This window comes from Rhodococcus koreensis (assembly GCF_017068375.1).
In the GTDB taxonomy this organism is placed as follows: domain Bacteria; phylum Actinomycetota; class Actinomycetes; order Mycobacteriales; family Mycobacteriaceae; genus Rhodococcus_F; species Rhodococcus_F koreensis.
This window is the reverse complement of record NZ_CP070609.1, coordinates 6,821,313-6,838,355: the sequence shown is the minus strand read 5'-3', so window position 1 is coordinate 6,838,355 and position 17,043 is coordinate 6,821,313. Positions and strand designations below refer to the sequence as shown.

The window sequence follows — 17,043 nt, the reverse complement described above, 5'->3', positions numbered from 1 at the left end:
CGGGGACAGTTTTCGCTTTACCGGGATCAATCGCTTCTGGTCCGGACCACCCTCGAAACGCAGTATCTTGCGACTTGCACCAAGAAGCCCGGAAGCGACCGGGCATTACTGACAAGAAAGCTGGGGTTCCGTGCGCAGCAGATCCGATCGACTTCTGAGACTCGTCAGACGTCCGAGAGTGCCCTCGGTGATCGCCGCGCTGACGCTGCTCGTCACACTCGTCGCGCCCGGCATCGCCGTCGCGCAGCAGCCCGCTCCGGGCAACGACTACACCATCGCCACCGACATCACGTTCGCCCCGTTCGAGTTCCAGGACGAGAGCGGCAAACTCGTCGGCATCGACATGGACCTTCTCGCCGCCATCGCCGAGGACCAGGGATTCACCTACCGGGTCAACGCCGTCGGATTCGACGCCGCACTGCAGGCGGTCACGGGCGGTCAGGCCAACGGCATGATCGCCGGCATGTCGATCACCGACGCCCGCAAGGCGACGTTCGACTTCTCCGACCCGTACTTCGAGTCGGGTGTGCAGATGGGCGTGCTCGAGTCCAACGACTCGATCACGTCGTACGAGGACCTGCGCGGCAAGTCCGTCGCCGTCAAGAACGGCACCGAAGGCGCCACGTACGCGGAGTCCATCAAGGACCAGTACGGGTTCACCACCAAGTACTTCGCCGACTCGTCGAGCATGTTCGACGAGGTCCGCACGGGTAACTCGGTCGCCGTGTTCGAGGACTACCCCGTCCTCGCCTACGGCATCAAGCAGGGCAACGGGTTCAAGACCGTCACCGACAAGGTCCCCGGCGCCAGCTACGGGTTCGCCGTCGCGAAGGGCCAGAACGCGCAGCTCCTCCAGGAGTTCAACACCGGTCTCGCCAACGTGAAGGCGAGCGGCAAGTACGACGAGATCCTCGACACCTACCTCAACGCCGACGCCTCCGACGACGACAACTCGATCCTCGGCCTGATCAAGAGCACCTACCCGCTGCTACTCGAGGGTCTGTGGCTGACGATCGTCCTGACCGTGGTCTCGATCGCCATCGCGCTCGTGCTCGGCGCGATCTTCGGCCTGTTCCGGGTATCGACCAACATCGTCCTGCGCGGCATCGGCACCACCTACGTGGACGTGTTCCGCGGCACTCCGCTGCTGGTGCAGGCCTTCTTCATCTACTTCGGCATCCCGGCGGCGCTGGACTTCCAGATGTCGGCGTTCACCGCGGGCATCATCACACTGAGCCTCAACGCAGGCGCCTACATGGCCGAGATCGTGCGCGGCGGCATCCTGTCCGTCGACAAGGGCCAGATGGAAGCGTCCCGGAGCCTCGGCATCAGCTACCTGAAGTCGATGCGGAAAGTCGTGATGCCGCAGGCCGTGCGGACGATGATCCCGTCCTACATCAACCAGTTCGTGATCACGCTGAAGGACACGTCGATCCTGTCCGTGATCGGGCTCGCCGAGCTCACTCAGACCGGGCGGATCATCATCGCCCGCAACTTCCAGTCCTTCAACATGTGGCTGATCATCGGCGCGATGTATTTCATCATCATCATGGCGCTGACGAAGCTGTCGAACCGGCTCGAGAAGAGGATCAACAGATGACCGAGACACCGGTGACGGACAACAAGGCCGAGGCCGCCGACCCGAAGATCCGGGTGAAGGGCCTGAAGAAGTCGTTCGGCGACAACGAGGTGCTCAAGGGCATCGACGTCGACATCGCGAGCGGCGAGGTGGTGTGCGTGATCGGGCCGTCGGGATCCGGCAAGAGCACGTTCCTGCGCTGCCTCAACCGGCTCGAGGACATCACCGGCGGCAACGTCGTCGTCGACGGCTTCGACGTGAGCAATCCCAAGATCGACATCGACCGGGTGCGCCAACACATCGGGATGGTGTTCCAGCACTTCAACCTGTTCCCGCACATGACGGCGATCGAGAACGTGATGCTCGCGCCCGTGCAGACCAAGCGGGCCTCCAAGGAGGAGGCGCGGGCGACGGCCGTGCGGTTGCTCGAGCAGGTCGGGCTGGCGGAGAAGGCGGACGCGAAGCCGGCGAACCTGTCCGGCGGGCAGAAGCAGCGCGTCGCGATCGCACGGGCCCTGGCGATGAGCCCGGACATCATGCTGTTCGACGAGGCCACCAGCGCGCTGGACCCCGAGATGGTGGGCGAGGTGCTGCAGGTTCTGCGCGACCTCGCGAAGGGCGGCATGACGATGGTCGTGGTCACCCACGAGATGGGCTTCGCCCGCGAGGTGTCCGACCGGGTGATCTTCATGGCCGACGGGTACGTGGTGGAGGAGGGAACTCCGGAGCAGATCTTCGGCGACCCGCAGCAGTCCCGTACCCAGGACTTCCTGAACAAGGTCCTCTGACATGTGAGTGGCGAAGCGTGCCGGGGCACACTTCGCCACTCACATGGGGGTCAGACGGTGGCGGGTTCCTTCGCAGCCCACGGCAGCTTGTCGCCGAGCAGTCCGTCGACACCGAAGCGGCCCGATCCGACGACGGCGAGCAGCAGCGACCCGACGCCGAGCGCCAGGACCAGTTCGTAGCCGCCCTCGCTCGCGAAGATGCCCTTGTCGATGTGCACGAGGAAGAACGCGCCGACCATGTCGAGGAACAGCAGGATCCCGAAGACCGGGACTGCGGCGCCGACGATGAGCGCGATGCCGCCGATCAGCTCGATCCACGTCGCGAGGAACGCCGAGATGCCCGGAAGCGGAACTCCCATGGCCTCGAAGCCGGCGGTCTGGGCGTCGAGGCCGTTGGTGAACGCCTTCTGCCAGCCGTGAGCGAGGAAGATGACGCCGATGCCCAGGCGGGCGACGAGAATTCCCAGGTTCCGAACTGCGGGGTTGTTCATGGATGCGCCTTTCATCGAGGTGTCCCCGCGCGACCGGGACGACCATTGGTTGAACAGGCAACGATCCTAAGTTCTCTAGGTTGAAACTTCAACTTAAGGCCTGCGGCCCTGTGCGCGCCCGACGAGTCCAGGGACTCGCTACCCACTCACGGGCCGGAGGCCGTACACGCGCTCGGCGGTCGCGGTGGACGCCTTCGCGAGGTCGTCCGGGTCCTCGCCGCGGATCTCGGCGAGCGCCCGGACCGTGTACGGCAGGCAGTACGGCTCGTTGGGAGCGCCCCGGAACGGGTGCGGGGTGAGGAACGGCGCATCCGTCTCGACGATCAGCTGATCCGACGGCACCAGCGGTGCCGCCTCCCGCAGGGCCTTCGCGTTCTTGAAGCTGACGGTGCCGGAGAAGCTGAGGACGTAACCGGCGTCGACGCACTCGCGCGCCATCTCGGCGTCCGAGGAGAAGCAGTGGAAGATCACCGTCTCCGGGGCTCCCTCCTCGCGCAGCACCTGCAGCAGCGCCTGGTCGGCCTCCCGGTTGTGGATCATCAGCGTCTTGCCGAGCCGCTTCGCGAGGTCGATGTGCCAGCGGAAGCCGTCGGTCTGCTCGGGGACGGTGGCGCAGCCGTCGAGTTTCCCCGGCCAGTAGAAGTCGAGCCCCGTCTCCCCTACCGCGACCACCCGGGGATCACCGGCGAGCCGCTCGATCTCCGCCCTGGTCACGTCGTCGAGCACGTTCGCCCGGGTCGGGTGGATGGCGACGGCCGCGTAGACGCGGGGATCCCAGTGGGCGGCGTCGACGGCGAACTGCGCGGCCGCCAGGTCGTCGGCCACCGTGACCACCCGTTCGACCCCCACCGCGGCCGCCCGGTCGACGATCGCCGTGACACTCGCCGCGTCCGAGGCACCGCACGCGTCGAGGTGCGTGTGCGAGTCGACGAGCGGGAACAGCGGCGCAGGGGCTTCCGGGGCGGGACGGTCTTTGCTCATGCGGACATTGTCGACGCCGCCACCGCACGTGTCACATGCGGTACTTTTCACCCCGACGGGGAGGGAGCCGTGTCCATGACTTCGAGTTCGATGAACGGCCGCGTGATCGCGGTGACCGGCGGCGCGAGGGGAATCGGGAGGGAGATCGCCCGACAGCTGGCCGTCGCAGGCGCCCGGGTCGCGATCGGCGACGTCGACGGTGCCGCGGCCCGGCGCACGGCGGACGAACTCGGCCGGGCGGGCGGGACGGTCGAGGGCCTCGAACTGGACGTGACCGACACCGCGTCGTTCACGGCGTTCCTCGCGGCCGTCGAGGATCACTGGGGACCGCTCGACGTGCTCGTCAACAATGCGGGCGTCATGTGGGTCGGGAGCTTCGACGAGGAACCCGAGTCCGCGACGGACCGGCAGCTCGCGGTGAACCTGCACGGGGTCATCCGGGGAGTGCGTCTGGCGGCCCCGGCGATGCGCGAGCGGGGCCGCGGCCAGATCGTCACGGTGGCGTCGGCGGCGTCGAAGGTCGCACCGCCCGGCGAGTCGACGTACGCCGCCACCAAGCACGGGGTTCTCGGCTACCTGACCGGGGTCCGCGAGGAACTGCGCGGTTCGGGTGTGCAGATCTCGGTGATCATGCCCGGGGTCGTGGACACCGAACTCGCGGCCGGGACGGCGACGGGTGCGGCCAAACTGCTGAAGCCGGCCGACGTCGCGAAGGCGGTGGTCGCGGCGATCCGGCGTCCCCGGTTCGAAGTGACCATCCCCTGGTACGTCGGGCCGCTGGCCCGGCTGGTCACCGTGTTTCCCCAGTTCGCCCGCGACTTCGCGGTCCGGCGGATGGTTCCCGACCAGGTGCGGTCCACGGACAAGTCGGCTCGCGCGGCGTACGAGTCGCGCACCGTCACCGGCGAGGACGGCGCCGGCCCGGGCTAGATCCCGAATCTGCGCGTCACGAAACGTCGGCGCGCAGATAGAGTGGTCGCACCATGAATGCTGCTGATTCCACCGCCTCGCGGCCACCTTTCTATCTGACGACGGCGATCGCGTACCCGAACGGCGTCCCGCACATCGGCCACGCCTACGAGTACATCTCCTCCGACGCCCTCGCACGGTTCAAGCGTCTGGACGGGTTCGACGTCTTCTTCATGACGGGAACCGACGAGCACGGTCTGAAGATGCAGCAGACCGCGGCCAAGGAAGGCATCGACGTCCGCGAACTCGCCGCGCGGAACTCCGATGTGTTCGAGGCCATGGACAAGACGCTCAACATCTCCTTCGACCGGTTCATCCGCACGACGGATGCCGACCACGAAGAAGCCAGCAAGGCGATCTGGCAGAAGATGCTCGACAACGGCGACATCTACCTCGACACGTACTCGGGCTGGTACTCGGTCCGCGACGAGGCGTTCTACACCGAGGCCGAGACCACGCTGCAGGAGGACGGTTCGCGCTTGTCCACCGAGACGGGTACCCCGGTCGAGTGGACGGAGGAGTCCACGTATTTCTTCAAGCTGTCCGAGTACCAGGACAAGCTGCTGGCCCTCTACGACGAGAATCCCGACTTCATCGCGCCCGCGACGCGGCGCAACGAGATCGTCAGCTTCGTCAAGGGTGGTCTCAAGGACCTGTCGATCTCGCGGACGACGTTCGACTGGGGCGTTCCGGTGCCCGATCACCCCGAGCACGTGATGTACGTGTGGGTGGACGCCCTCACCAACTACCTCACCGGCGCCGGATACCCGGACACGGATTCCGAGCAGTTCGGCAAGTTCTGGCCGGCGAACCTGCACATCATCGGCAAGGACATCACCCGGTTCCACACCGTGTACTGGCCGGCATTCCTGATGTCGGCGGGAATCGAGTTGCCGAAGCGGGTCTTCGTGCACGGGTTCCTCTACAACAAGGGCGAGAAGATGTCGAAGTCGGTCGGCAACGTCGTCGACCCCGTCGCCATGGTGGAGCAGTACGGCCTCGACGCCGTGCGCTTCTTCCTGCTCCGCGAGATCTCCTACGGCCAGGACGGCAGCTACAGCCACGAGGCCATCGTCACCCGGATCAACGCCGACCTGGCGAACGAACTCGGCAACCTCGCCCAGCGTTCGCTGTCGATGGTCGCGAAGAACTGCGATGCGCAGGTTCCGACGCCCGGCGAGCTGACCGAGGACGACGCGGCGATGCTCGCGCAGGCGGATGCGCTGCTGGAGCGGGTGCGCGCCGAATACGACGTCCAGGCACTGCATCTCGCACTGGAGGCGATCTGGTCGGTTCTCGGCGAGACCAACCGGTACTTCTCCAAGCAGGAGCCCTGGGTGCTGCGGAAGACGGATCCGGAGCGGATGGCGACGGTGCTGTACGTGACGCTCGAGGTGGTCCGGATCGTGGGCGTCCTCGTGCAGCCGGTGATGCCGGACGCCGCGGAGAAGATCCTGGACCTGCTGGGTCAGAAGAGCGACGCGCGGCAGTTCAGCGACCTTCCGACGCGCGTCGTGGCGGGCACCCCGCTGCCTGCACCGTCGGGCGTGTTCCCCCGCTACGTGGAGGACTGATCAGCGCGGGTCCGTTCTTGTCGGACCCCGCAGGCACACTCTCCCCATGACGCCGAATAGAACATACATTCGATCTCATCACCGTGGATTCGGGAACGGAGCGCGCGTGTTCGACGACGAAGTGAGCCCACAGGCCGCCGCGGCAGTCCACACCCTGATGGGTGAGTTGTCGGGCGCGTACGAGCGTGGGTGGCAGCCCGCCGACGTCGTGCATCTGGCGCGGAGATCGAAGGAGCCGTCCGACGCGGCGCTGGCGGCGGCCCTGGTGCTGCACGAGGCGGAGCGCACCCGCGCCGCGCACCGGGCGCCGCGGGACTGGGTGGAGCAACTCCGCACCATCGGCGAGCAGTACCCGGGCGCGTCCCACCTGGCGGCGCGGGTTCCGGTCGACGGTCCCGACGTTCGGGCCCTGGCCGCCGGGCTGCTGTTCGAGGACCCGTACCACTCCGTCTACCAGCTGACCGACCTGTCGCTGTCGTGGACGAATCTGCCCGGCTGGACGGTGCTCACTCCTCCGCCGTCGACGTGGCCGGTCGTGCGGGTCGCCGACCCGTCCGCGGCGATGCCGGGCGAGGCCGAGGCCGACGCGAAGGTGCTCAACAGGATTCGCGGGCTGCTCGCCAAGGCCGAGGCCACCGATTTCGCGGAGGAGGCGGAGATCTTCACCGCGAAGGCGCAGGAGTTGATGACGCGCTACGCGATCAACGCGGCCCTCCTCCACACCCAGCACGGGGTGGGCAACACCGCGGTGCACAGTCGCCGGATCCACCTGGAGAATCCGTACGTCAAGGAGAAGGTGCACCTTCTCACGGAGATCGGCGACTCCAACCGGGTGCGCACCGTGTGGTTCAGCTCGCTCGCCATCGCGACCGTGGTCGGAACCCCCCTCGACCTCCAGCAGGTCGACATGCTCTTCACCTCCCTGCTGGTGCAGGCCACGCGCGCAATGCAATTCGCGGACGCCGACAGTCGCAGCGGTTCGCGCACGACGTCGTTCCGGAAGGGTTTCCTGGCGGGCTTCGCCAGCCGCATCGGGCAGCGGTTGCGCGACGCCGACAGCCGGGCCACGGCCGACGCCGCCGACGCGGCGTCGATTCCCGTCGCCGATCTGCTGCCGATCCTGGCCACCAAGTCGGAGGCCGTGGACGCCGAGTTCGACCGCCTGTTTCCGCGGACCAAGAAGGCGCGCGGCCGGGCCGTCGACGCCAACGGCTGGTACGCCGGACAGGCGGCCGCCGACGACGCGTCGCTGGCGCCCGGGGAGCGTGCCCTCCGGCGGTAGCGCCCGCCTGCCGCCTAGTCCTTCCGGGACGCCAGCACCGTTTCGTAGAGTTCCCGCTTCGACACGCCGGTGGTGGCGACGAGCGCGCACGCGTCCTTGAGCCGGGTGCCGTCGGCGACCAGTCGCTCCACCTCGTCGACGAGGTCGGCGGGGTCGGACGCGACGAGGGTGGCACCCTCCACCACGACTGTGATCTCGCCGCGGACGCCCTCGGCGGCCCACTCGGCGAGTTCGGCGAGGGTGCCGCGGCGCACCTCCTCGTAGGTCTTGGTCAGCTCCCGGCAGACGGCGGCGCGGCGGGTGCCGCCGAGCACGTCGGCGGCGTCCGCGAGGCAGTCGGCGAGCCTGTGCGGCGCCTCGAAGAACACGCAGGCGCGTTGCTCGGTGACCAGGGCCTGCAACCACGTCTTGCGCTGACCCTGCTTGCGGGGCGGGAAGCCGTCGAAGCAGAACCGTTCGACGGGCAGCCCGGACAGCGCGAGTGCCGTCGTCACCGCCGACGGTCCGGGCAGGCACGTCACCGCCAGATCCTCGGCCACGCACGCCGACACCAGCCGGTACCCGGGATCGCTGACGGAGGGCATGCCGGCATCGGTGACGAGGAGAACGGTCTTGCCGGACGCGACGTCGGCGACGAGGGCGGGCAGCCGGGCCGTCTCGACCTGGTCGTAGAAGCTGACGACCTTGCCGGTGATTGTCACCTCGAGCGCGGAGGCGAGGGCTTTGGTGCGGCGGGTGTCCTCGGCGGCGACGACATCTGCCGTCCCGAGCGCCGTACGCAGCCTCGGCGAGGCGTCACCCACGTCCCCCATCGGTGTTGCGGCGAGCACTAGGCGACCAGTCATGACCCACAGCCTACGATTGCGGCGTGACGATGCTGACGGACGAGCGACCGACGCCCTCCGCACGACAGCCGTCCATGGTCGGACCGGCGCCGCTCGTGCCGCCCCCCGACTTCGGTCCCGTCGACCGTGCCCGCGGCTGGGTGGTGACGCTGTTCGTCACGGCGATCGCGGCGATCACCCGGTTCACGATGCTCGGGTACCCGACCGACGCGGGCACTCCCGTGTTCGACGAGAAGCACTACGCGCCGCAGGGCTGGCAGGTGCTCACCGGCGGCTGGCTCGAGGACAACCCCGGCTACGGGCTGGTGGTGCATCCGCCGATCGGGAAACAGCTGATCGCGATGGGCGAGGCGATCTTCGGCTACAACGGCTGGGGCTGGCGGTTCGCCTCCGCCGTGGCGGGCACGATCATGGTTCTGCTGGTGATCCGGATCGTCCGCCGGCTCACGCGGTCCACTCTGATCGGCGGTCTCGCCGGGATACTGCTGGTCGCGGACGGGGTGACGTTCGTCTCGTCCCGGCTCGGCATGCTCGACATCTTCCTTGCCCTGTTCGGGGTGGCGGCGCTCGGCTGCCTGATCGTGGACCGCGACCAGGTCCGCGAGCGGATGGCCCGGGTGTACGCCGAGGGCCGGATCGGCGACAGCGAGTGGGGTCCGCGGCTCGGTGTGCGCTGGTGGCGGTTCGGCGCCGGGATCATGCTGGGTCTGGCGTGCGGCACCAAGTGGTCGGGCGTCTACTTCATCGTGTTCTTCGGGCTGCTCAGCATCGCCTTCGATGTGGCGGCCCGGCGCGCCTACGGGGTGCGCCGCCCGTGGTTCGGGGCCGGCGTCCGCGACATCGGCCCCGCGCTGTACGCGCTCGTCGTCGTCCCGCTGTTCGTGTATCTGGCCAGTTACTGGGCGTGGTTCGCCAGCGAGACCGGTGTGGACCGGCATGCCGTGGGCAACGAGATCGGGACGGGCGGCACCTGGTCGTTCGTGCCGGCAGCGCTGCGGTCGCTGTGGTACTACAGCGGCAACGTCCTCCAGTTCCACGCGGGCCTCACCAATTCGGCGGGCAATCATCACCCGTGGGAGTCGAAGCCGTGGACGTGGCCGATGGGTCTGCGCCCGATGCTGTACTACTTCGCCGAGGGCGATCACGTCACCGGTTGCGGGGCGTCGAGTTGCGTCAAGGCGGTCATGCTCATCGGGACGCCCGCCATGTGGTGGCTGGCACTGCCGATGCTCGCGTGGGCCCTGTGGCAGTCCGTGGTGCGGAAGGACTGGCGGTACGCCACCGTCCTCACCGGCTACGGGGCCGCGTTCCTGCCGTGGCTGACCACCCTGGACCGCCAGATGTACTACTTCTACGCGGTGGCGCTGGCGCCGTTCATGGTGATGGGAATCGCGCTGGTGCTGGGCGACGTCCTCGGCAGCGCGCGGGCGTCGTTCGAGCGCCGCACCACCGGCCTGCTCGCCGTCTGCCTCTATGTGGGGCTCGTGGTCGCCAACTTCATCTGGTTGTGGCCGATCCTCACGGCCGTCCCGATCACCCCGGAGACGTGGCAGCACCAACTATGGCTGCCCAGCTGGCGCTGACACCGTGAACGAGTCGAGCCGCCCGGGTCCCGTGGGACCCGGGCGGCTCGCAGACTGTTTCTCTAGCGGGACGAGATCCGGTCGCGACGACGCTTCGCCGCCACTCTCCGCATCTCCCTCCGCATTTCCCGGCCGTCGACGATCATCTGGTCACGGGACAGATCCTTGTACAGCGAGAAGCACAACCCGATCATCACGATGACGAACGGCGCCGCAGCGATGATCGTCATCGTCTGCAGTCCGTCGAGTGCGGTGTCGCCACCGGTCCACAGGATGAGCGCGGCCACACCACCGGTGAGCACACCCCAGAAGACGACCACCCATCGCTGCGGTTCCAGCGACCCGCGCTGCGACAGGGTGCCCATCACCATCGAGGCGGCGTCGGCGCCGGAGACGAAGAAGATCGCCACGAGGATCATCACCAGGATGGTGGTGATGCCGGTGAGCGGCAGGTGGTTGAGCATGCCGAACAGCTGACCCTCCTGGGTGTCCTGCCCGGCGAGGTCGATTCCGTCACGCTGCTCGCTGATTCCCGCACCGCCGAAGATCGCGAACCACACGAGGCTCACGGCGCTCGGCACCACGATCACGCCGACCACGAACTGCCGGATGGTGCGGCCTCGGCTGATGCGGGCCAGGAACATGCCCACGAAGGGGGTCCAGGAGATCCACCATGCCCAGTAGAAGATGGTCCACGACGACAACCATTCGCCGGTCGCCGGATCGGAGGACGCGCCGGTGCGGGCCGACATCTGCGCGAGCTGCGCGGCGTAGGCGCCGATCGTGGTGGGCAGCAGGTTGAGGATCAGGACCGTCGGTCCGACGACGAACACGAACAGCGCCAGGATGATGGCGAGCACCATGTTGGTGTTGGAGAGCCACTGGATTCCCTTGGCGACACCCGACACCGCCGAGGCCACGAACGCGAGGGTCAGCAGGGCGACGATGGCGACCAGCAGGAACGTGCTGACCTGCGACATCCACCCGACGACCTGGAAGCCGGACCCGATCTGCAGTGCGCCGAGACCCAGCGAGGCGGCGGTCCCGAACAGCGTCGCGAAGATCGCGAGGACGTCGATGAACTTGCCGATCGGCCCCTCGGCGCGGCGGCCGAGCAGCGGGATGAATGCGGAGCTGAACAGCTGCTTGCGACCCTTGCGGTACGAGCCGTACGCGATCGACAGTCCGACCACCGCGTACATCGCCCAGGGGTGCAGGCTCCAGTGGAACATGGTGGTGGCCATCGCAGTTCCGATGCCACCGCTGGAACCCGGAGGGGGTGTCACGTAGTGCGCGAGCGGTTCGGCGACACCGAAGAACATCAGTCCGATGCCCATTCCGGCGCTGAACATCATCGCGATCCAGCTGACGGTCCGGAACTCGGGCTTCTCGCCGTCCTTGCCGAGCGGAATCTGCCCGAACTTGCTGAACGCGAGCCACAGTGAGAAGAGGACGAACCCGGACGCCGACAGGACGAACAACCAGCCCATGTCGGTGACCAGCCAGTCGAGCGCCTTACCGGTCGTGGTGTCGAGATTGTCGGGGGCCACGAGCCCCCAGACGACGATTGCCGAGACCGCGGCGGCGGCGGCCGAGAACACGACGTGATCGGTGCGAACACCGACCCGTTTGAGCCCTCCGCCGACGGCCGCGTCAGCGGTGTCGGAACCTTGATCAGGCAGATCAGTATTCATTGCCATGAACAACTACGTTGGTCATTTTCGATGGTAAAAGCAAGCTAGCCCACCGCTTCACACCGAATCGAGACCCGCCGAACGGTATCGTTACGCTGCGGTTTTGCCCCATCCCGAGCCTCTTCCGAGGAGCCCGTCGATGCTGAGGCGTCCGGCACCGATCACAGCGAGTAACAGTGACCCGACGCCGAGTGCGACGACGAGTTCGTACCCGCCGTTCGCGACGAAGACGCCCTTGTCCGCGTGCACCAGAATCAGCGCCCCGAGCATGTCGAGGAACAGCAGGATTCCGGCGATCGGTGTGGCGATGCCCACGATGAGAGCAAATCCACCCGCGAGTTCGACAGTGGCGGCCGCAACAGCCGAGATGTCGGGCCGCGGGACGCCCATGTCGGCGAACGACGCCTGGGTGGCCGTCACTCCGTAGTCGAAGAACTTCTGCCAGCCGTGCGCGACGAAGATCACGCCGAGCCCGATCCGGGCGATCAACAGTGCGAGGTCACGGAAGAGTGCGGAGGCCATACCGAGCGTCTACCTTTCTGTGGTCACACTTCTGGATGTGACGCCGTCCTCATTCGGCGCCGCGGAGAGCGGACTGCACGAAGCCGAGTATCTCCTCGTCGGACACCCCCAGCTTCCGCAGTTCCTGCACATACCCTGTTGCGGCCTTCTCGGCTCCGGCGCGAATGGGGTCACCGCCGCTCGCGATGAATGTGCCCTGCTTGCCTCGGGTTTCGATGACACCCTGCTCGCCGAGTTCCCGGTACGCCTTGGCGACCGTGTTCGGTGCGAGGCCGACCTCGACGGCGAGCGCACGGACCGTGGGAATCTTCGTTCCCGCAATCAGTTGCCCGCTGCGGACCTGCTCGATGATCTGCAATCGCAACTGGTCGAACGGGGCGGTCGACGAATCGGGGTCGATGTCGATGTCCACGGCCGGCGCCACCTCCGTTGTTCCACGCGTTGTATCAGACCGTAGTTGCGCGGTTGCGGCGCCGCAATGGTTACAGCGCGGCGACGGCGTCCTCGATCGACGTCGGACCGGACGTCAGCATCAGCGTCTTCTTCGCCGTGTTCGGGTGGTCCAGGAGCGCCGCGACCACCGCAGCGACGTCGGCGCGCGTGACGGTGCCCCGTTCGAGGGGAGGCGCGGTGAGCGTGACGTGACCTGTCGGGTCGTCGTCGAGCAGACCGCCCGGACGGAGAATCGTCCAGTCCAGGTGGGTGCGGGCGCGCAGATCTTCCTCGGCTGCCGTCTTCGCGACCAGGTAGGCGGCGAACACGTCGTCGGTGCCTTCGGGGATCGGCTCACCCGCCCCGAACGAACCGACCTGAACGAATCGCCGCGTCCCCGCCTTTTCGGCGGCGTCGGCGAGCAGCACCGCGGCCCCGCGGTCGACGGTGTCCTTGCGGGCGATTCCGCTGCCCGGACCGGCACCGGCCGCGAACACCGCGGCGTCCGCACCGGCGAGGGTCTTCGCGACGTCGTCCGCGGTCGCCGTCTCCAGATCGATCACCACCGGTTCGGCGCCGAGTGCCGCGACCTCGTGCTCGTGGTCGGGGTTGCGGATCAGCGCGACCGCACGGTCACCGCGGGCGGTGAGGATCTTGATGAGGTGACGGGCGATCTTCCCGTGTCCACCCGCGATGACGATGCGCTGCGGAGCCGCGTCCCGGTACTCGGCCATGATCGATCTCCCTCTTTCGTCGACTGGTTACGAGTTACTACCCATGGTTCAGCGCTCGGTGCGGGCGCATTTGTTCCCCGGGTGCAGAATGTCGGATATGGCGAACACCGCGACCATCTACCACAACCAGCGCTGCAGCACGTCCCGCACGGTCCTCGGACTGATCCGGGACGCGGGCATCGAGCCGACCGTCGTGAAGTACCTCGAGACCCCGCCCTCGCGGGACGGATTGCGCAAACTTCTCGACGACGCCGGCCTGAAACCGAGCGAGGCGATCCGCAAGAAGGAGGCCGTCTTCAAGGAACTCGGGCTCGCCGACGCGTCCGAGGACGAACTGCTGGAAGCGATGGTGGACAACCCCATCCTCATCGAGCGACCGATCGTCGTGACGGACAGGGGCACCGTCCTCGCCCGCCCGGCCGCGAAGGTCAGCGACATCCTCTAGGCCCTCCGGGCCCGTGCGTGGTTGACGAGTCCCTGCACTCCCTAACCACGCACGGGCGGCGGAGCCGCCTACAGCGGGTCGCGGGCGACCGGGCAGGACATGCAGCGGGGGCCGCCGCGGCCCGAACCGAGTTCGGAACCGGCGATCCGCAGTACCTCGATGCCCGACGCCTCGAGCCGGGCGTTGGTCTCGACGTTCCGTTCGTAGGCGACGACGACGCCGGGGGCGAGTGCGAGCGTGTTGTTTCCGTCGTCCCACTGTTCGCGTTCGGCGGTGACGTTGTCGAGTCCGGTGTCGATGACGCGCAGTTTGCCGATGCCCATGGCCTCGGCGGCGGCGCTCAGGAACGGGTCGGCGCCGCGGATCGACACGCCGTTGTCCTCGCGGTGAATGGTGAACGCCGACAGTGTGTCCTGGATGATCGGGTACATCACGACGGCGTCGTGGTCGACCATCGTGCACACGGTGTCGAGGTGCATCGACGCCCGGGCCTGCGCGATGGGCACCACCAGCACGGTGTGCGCCAGTTCGTCCTCGAAGACGCTGCGCGCCAACGCCTCGGCTCCGGCCGGTGTGGTGCGCTCCCCCACTCCGACGGCGACGACGCCGGGTGCCAGGAGCAGGACATCGCCGCCTTCGACGGGCGCCGTGTGGGATTCGTAGGCGCGCCGCGCGCCCCGGAAACGCGGGTGGTGGGCGTAGATGATGTCGGTGAGGGACGTTTCGCGGACGCGGGCGGGCAGTGCCAGCGAGGTGATCGCGACGCGCGGTCCGATCCAGAACGACGAGTCGCGGGTGAACAGCAGGTTGGGCAGCGGGTCGATGACGAAGTCGCCGCCGTGGTGCATGCGACGGACCAGCGACGCCGTGTTCGCGGCGACGGGCAGTTCGTCGAACGTCATGCCTGCGGTGAGGATGGTCGAGAGTTCGGGCGCCGGGACGCCGCGGAGGTGCGCGGCGAGTTCCTGCGCCAGGGTGTGGCCCAGCTTCCGGGGGTCGACGGCCGCGCCGATGCCGTGGATGCGGGCGGCTCCACTGGCGCCGAGTGTCTCGCTGAGCAGGTCGGACAGCAGCAGGACCTCGACGCCGCGGCTGCGCAGGAGGTCCGCGAACGCGTCGTGCTCCTCCTGTGCGCGGTCGACCCAGGGCAGTCCGTCGAACAGCAGTTGGTCGTTGTTGCGGGGTGTCAGCCGCTTCAGTTCGTCCCCGGGCCGGTGCAGGAGGACGGCACGCAGCTGCCCGACTTCGGAGTTGGCCCCCAGCGGTGCAGAACCCGACGCGTTCATGTCTAGACGGTAATGCCGGCGGGCCCGGCAGGCACGCTCAAACGCTCCCGCCGCCGACCGTGTCCCTCGGCCCCGCAGGCGAGTACCGTGAAGCGGCGGAGGTATCTCATGGACGAGAACTCGACTCTCTCGCCGGCGCACACGGATGCGACGGCGAGTTCGTCTGCGACCACACCACCGGTTCCGTCCGTACCGCCCGCCCTGGCGCCGTTCGCCGGTCTGTGGCGCGGCGAGGGCGAGGGTGCGTACCCGACGATCGACGACTTTGCGTACACCGAGGAGATCGAATTCGCTCCCAGCGGTAAACCGTTCCTGGCGTACCGGTCTCGGACGTGGGAGGCGGGCACCGGGCGGCCGTTGCACTCGGAGTCCGGGTATCTGCGGCTCGTCGCCGAGGACGAGGCGGAACTGCTCGTCGCCCAGCCGACCGGATTCACCGAGATCCACCGCGGTCAGATCCGGGAGGGGATCATCGAGTTGTCGATGGTGGCGCTGAGCGCGTCCCCGGACGCCAAACCGGTGCACAGCATCCGGCGGCAGTTGTCGGTGCGCGGCGGCGACCTCACATACGACCTGTGGATGGCGCACGACCTGACTCCGCTCACACACCATCTCCACGGTCATCTCCGCCGCGACTGACCTCGAGTATTGTTCAGGTAACCCGGTGAAAGGTTGCCTGTCGTGGAGATGCCCGAGTGGAGAGCGAAGGAACTGACGCCGGGACAGCTGTCGGAGCGCAGTGGCGTCGCGGTGTCGGCGTTGCATTTCTACGAGCGCGAGGGGCTGATCACCAGCAGGCGGACGTCCGGCAATCAGCGTCGCTATCGCCGGGACACGCTGCGGCGGGTCGCGTTCATCCGCATCGCCCAGCGGGTCGGGATTCCGCTGGCCGAGATCCGGGACGCCCTCGCGACCCTCCCCGAGGGCCGCACCCCGAACCGGAAGGACTGGGAGAAGCTGTCGACGCGGTGGCACGCCGATCTGGATCAGCGGATCGAGCAGCTGATCCGTCTCCGCGACAACCTGACCGGCTGCATCGGCTGCGGGTGCCTGTCGCTCGGGAGTTGCGCGATCGTCAACAGCCACGACCGGCTGGGCACTGCGGGGCCGGGTGCCCGCACGCTGGACGTCGAATTGGACGGCCCCGCGCCGGGGGCGTGAGCGTCAGCTGTCGCCGAGCCACTTCTCGATCGCGTCGCGGTCCTGCCCGACCATGTCGCCGACCAGCTTCCTGACGAGGGATTCGATCTGTCCTCCGACGAGCGGGATCTTGACCTGCACCGATCCGGAGACGTCGAGGACGGTGACGTCGCCCGACGCGCGGAGCACCGACGTGCAGTCGATCTTCACGGGGATCCCGGTGGAGCTGCCGCTGATCCGGCCGTCGGCGTGGTCGCCGTCGAGTGCGCCCCATTCGTCGGCCCGCTCGACCTTCAGTTCACCGGAGACGACCTTGCGCACCAGCCCGGGGAGGGAGGACGCGCCGATGGTGTCGCGCATCGTCGCCGTCAGCGTGCCGGGGCCGCGGCTGTCGTCGAGGGTGAGCTTCTCCGGCGCCTCCTCGAACCGGTGCTGCCAGAACGCCCGGTCCGTCACCGTCGCGTGCACGCGGTCGATCGGGTACGCGATCTGTTCGGAGTAGTCGAAGCTTTTCGCCATGACGGCAGCCTACGACAACTCCGTGAGCGGCGAAGGAGTCCAGGGACTCGTCAACCGCGCACGGGCGCGGAGCGCCTCGGGCGGAAAGTCCGCCGCGCAATCCGCCGGAACCAGGGACGCGATCTGCGGGGCGGGTCCACACTGGAAAAGCAGCAGCTGAGGGCAACTCGAGCAACCGA

At 67.8% G+C, this 17,043-nt stretch carries 19 protein-coding genes; 10 read left to right on the top strand and 9 right to left on the bottom strand.

The window, feature by feature from the left end:
• Window positions 1-130 precede the first annotated feature (130 nt).
• Both JWS14_RS31025 and JWS14_RS31020 read left to right on the top strand, forming a co-directional pair.
• Window positions 131-1,600 (top strand): amino acid ABC transporter substrate-binding protein/permease, encoded by a 1,470-nt coding sequence (locus tag JWS14_RS31025; protein WP_373560133.1) that lies wholly within the window; start codon window positions 131-133, stop codon window positions 1,598-1,600.
• Window positions 1,597-2,367 (top strand): amino acid ABC transporter ATP-binding protein, encoded by a 771-nt coding sequence (locus tag JWS14_RS31020; RefSeq protein WP_072941110.1) that lies wholly within the window; start codon window positions 1,597-1,599, stop codon window positions 2,365-2,367. The genes JWS14_RS31025 and JWS14_RS31020 overlap by 4 nt, the downstream gene beginning before the upstream one ends.
• Window positions 2,368-2,417: 50 nt before the next feature.
• On the opposite strand, the gene JWS14_RS31015 is transcribed toward JWS14_RS31020, so the two are convergent.
• Entirely contained in the window at window positions 2,418-2,858 is a 441-nt protein-coding gene (locus JWS14_RS31015) for a DoxX family protein (RefSeq protein WP_072941112.1), read from the bottom strand.
• 138 nt (window positions 2,859-2,996) lie between these two features.
• Window positions 2,997-3,839 carry a TatD family hydrolase gene (locus JWS14_RS31010; protein WP_072941115.1) on the bottom strand — a complete coding sequence of 281 codons (843 nt, stop codon included), beginning with the start codon at window positions 3,837-3,839 and terminating at the stop codon, window positions 2,997-2,999.
• A gap of 75 nt (window positions 3,840-3,914) precedes the next feature.
• On the opposite strand from JWS14_RS31010, the gene JWS14_RS31005 reads away from it, so the two are divergent.
• The 3 genes from JWS14_RS31005 to JWS14_RS30995 are packed head-to-tail and all read left to right on the top strand — an operon-like array spanning window position 3,915 to window position 7,664.
• On the top strand, window positions 3,915-4,769 hold the full coding sequence (locus JWS14_RS31005) for an SDR family oxidoreductase (RefSeq protein ID WP_095861214.1): 855 nt from the start codon (window positions 3,915-3,917) through the stop codon (window positions 4,767-4,769).
• Window positions 4,770-4,822: 53 nt separating this feature from the next.
• On the top strand, window positions 4,823-6,382 hold the full coding sequence (gene metG, locus JWS14_RS31000) for a methionine--tRNA ligase (protein WP_072941121.1): 1,560 nt from the start codon (window positions 4,823-4,825) through the stop codon (window positions 6,380-6,382).
• Between the two features lie 46 nt (window positions 6,383-6,428).
• Complete coding sequence (locus tag JWS14_RS30995; RefSeq protein ID WP_072941123.1) at window positions 6,429-7,664, top strand: DUF2786 domain-containing protein; 1,236 nt, start codon at window positions 6,429-6,431, stop codon at window positions 7,662-7,664.
• A 14-nt stretch (window positions 7,665-7,678) separates the two neighbouring features.
• On the opposite strand, the gene rsmI is transcribed toward JWS14_RS30995, so the two are convergent.
• Complete coding sequence (gene rsmI / locus JWS14_RS30990; RefSeq protein ID WP_072941126.1) at window positions 7,679-8,509, bottom strand: 16S rRNA (cytidine(1402)-2'-O)-methyltransferase; 831 nt, start codon at window positions 8,507-8,509, stop codon at window positions 7,679-7,681.
• Between the two features lie 74 nt (window positions 8,510-8,583).
• Between rsmI and JWS14_RS30985 the strand changes: the two genes are divergently transcribed.
• Complete coding sequence (locus JWS14_RS30985; protein WP_095861432.1) at window positions 8,584-10,092, top strand: dolichyl-phosphate-mannose--protein mannosyltransferase; 1,509 nt, start codon at window positions 8,584-8,586, stop codon at window positions 10,090-10,092.
• A 62-nt stretch (window positions 10,093-10,154) separates the two neighbouring features.
• Here JWS14_RS30985 and JWS14_RS30980 read toward each other — a convergent pair whose 3' ends face one another.
• From JWS14_RS30980 to JWS14_RS30965, 4 genes are all read right to left on the bottom strand, one after another.
• Window positions 10,155-11,786, bottom strand: coding sequence for a BCCT family transporter (locus tag JWS14_RS30980; RefSeq protein ID WP_373560134.1), 1,632 nt, complete (start codon window positions 11,784-11,786; stop codon window positions 10,155-10,157).
• 90 nt (window positions 11,787-11,876) lie between these two features.
• Window positions 11,877-12,308 (bottom strand): DoxX family protein, encoded by a 432-nt coding sequence (locus JWS14_RS30975; RefSeq protein ID WP_095861216.1) that lies wholly within the window; start codon window positions 12,306-12,308, stop codon window positions 11,877-11,879.
• Window positions 12,309-12,357: 49 nt separating this feature from the next.
• Window positions 12,358-12,732 (bottom strand): GntR family transcriptional regulator, encoded by a 375-nt coding sequence (locus tag JWS14_RS30970; RefSeq protein WP_005238723.1) that lies wholly within the window; start codon window positions 12,730-12,732, stop codon window positions 12,358-12,360.
• A 58-nt stretch (window positions 12,733-12,790) separates the two neighbouring features.
• Window positions 12,791-13,474, bottom strand: a complete 684-nt coding sequence (locus JWS14_RS30965; RefSeq protein ID WP_095861217.1) for an NAD(P)H-binding protein — start codon at window positions 13,472-13,474, stop codon at window positions 12,791-12,793.
• Between the two features lie 97 nt (window positions 13,475-13,571).
• On the opposite strand from JWS14_RS30965, the gene arsC reads away from it, so the two are divergent.
• Entirely contained in the window at window positions 13,572-13,919 is a 348-nt protein-coding gene (gene arsC, locus JWS14_RS30960) for an arsenate reductase (glutaredoxin) (protein ID WP_476748561.1), read from the top strand.
• A gap of 68 nt (window positions 13,920-13,987) precedes the next feature.
• On the opposite strand, the gene arcA is transcribed toward arsC, so the two are convergent.
• A complete protein-coding gene (gene arcA / locus JWS14_RS30955) occupies window positions 13,988-15,205 on the bottom strand; it encodes an arginine deiminase (RefSeq protein WP_095861218.1) in 1,218 nt (405 codons plus the stop codon).
• Window positions 15,206-15,313: 108 nt separating this feature from the next.
• Here arcA and JWS14_RS30950 point away from each other — a divergent pair, with 108 nt between their 5' ends.
• Both JWS14_RS30950 and soxR read left to right on the top strand, forming a co-directional pair.
• Window positions 15,314-15,844 (top strand): nitrobindin family protein, encoded by a 531-nt coding sequence (locus JWS14_RS30950; protein ID WP_072941137.1) that lies wholly within the window; start codon window positions 15,314-15,316, stop codon window positions 15,842-15,844.
• 42 nt (window positions 15,845-15,886) lie between these two features.
• Window positions 15,887-16,366, top strand: a complete 480-nt coding sequence (soxR, locus tag JWS14_RS30945; RefSeq protein WP_072941138.1) for a redox-sensitive transcriptional activator SoxR — start codon at window positions 15,887-15,889, stop codon at window positions 16,364-16,366.
• Window positions 16,367-16,369: 3 nt separating this feature from the next.
• Here the strand turns inward: soxR and JWS14_RS30940 are convergent, their stop codons facing one another.
• Window positions 16,370-16,864, bottom strand: a complete 495-nt coding sequence (locus tag JWS14_RS30940) for a DUF2505 domain-containing protein (RefSeq protein ID WP_072941141.1) — start codon at window positions 16,862-16,864, stop codon at window positions 16,370-16,372.
• Here JWS14_RS30940 and JWS14_RS30935 point away from each other — a divergent pair.
• Window positions 16,863-17,024, top strand: coding sequence for a hypothetical protein (locus JWS14_RS30935; protein ID WP_206015044.1), 162 nt, complete (start codon window positions 16,863-16,865; stop codon window positions 17,022-17,024). The two genes, JWS14_RS30940 and JWS14_RS30935, sit on opposite strands and share 2 nt — an antisense overlap.
• Window positions 17,025-17,043 lie beyond the last annotated feature (19 nt).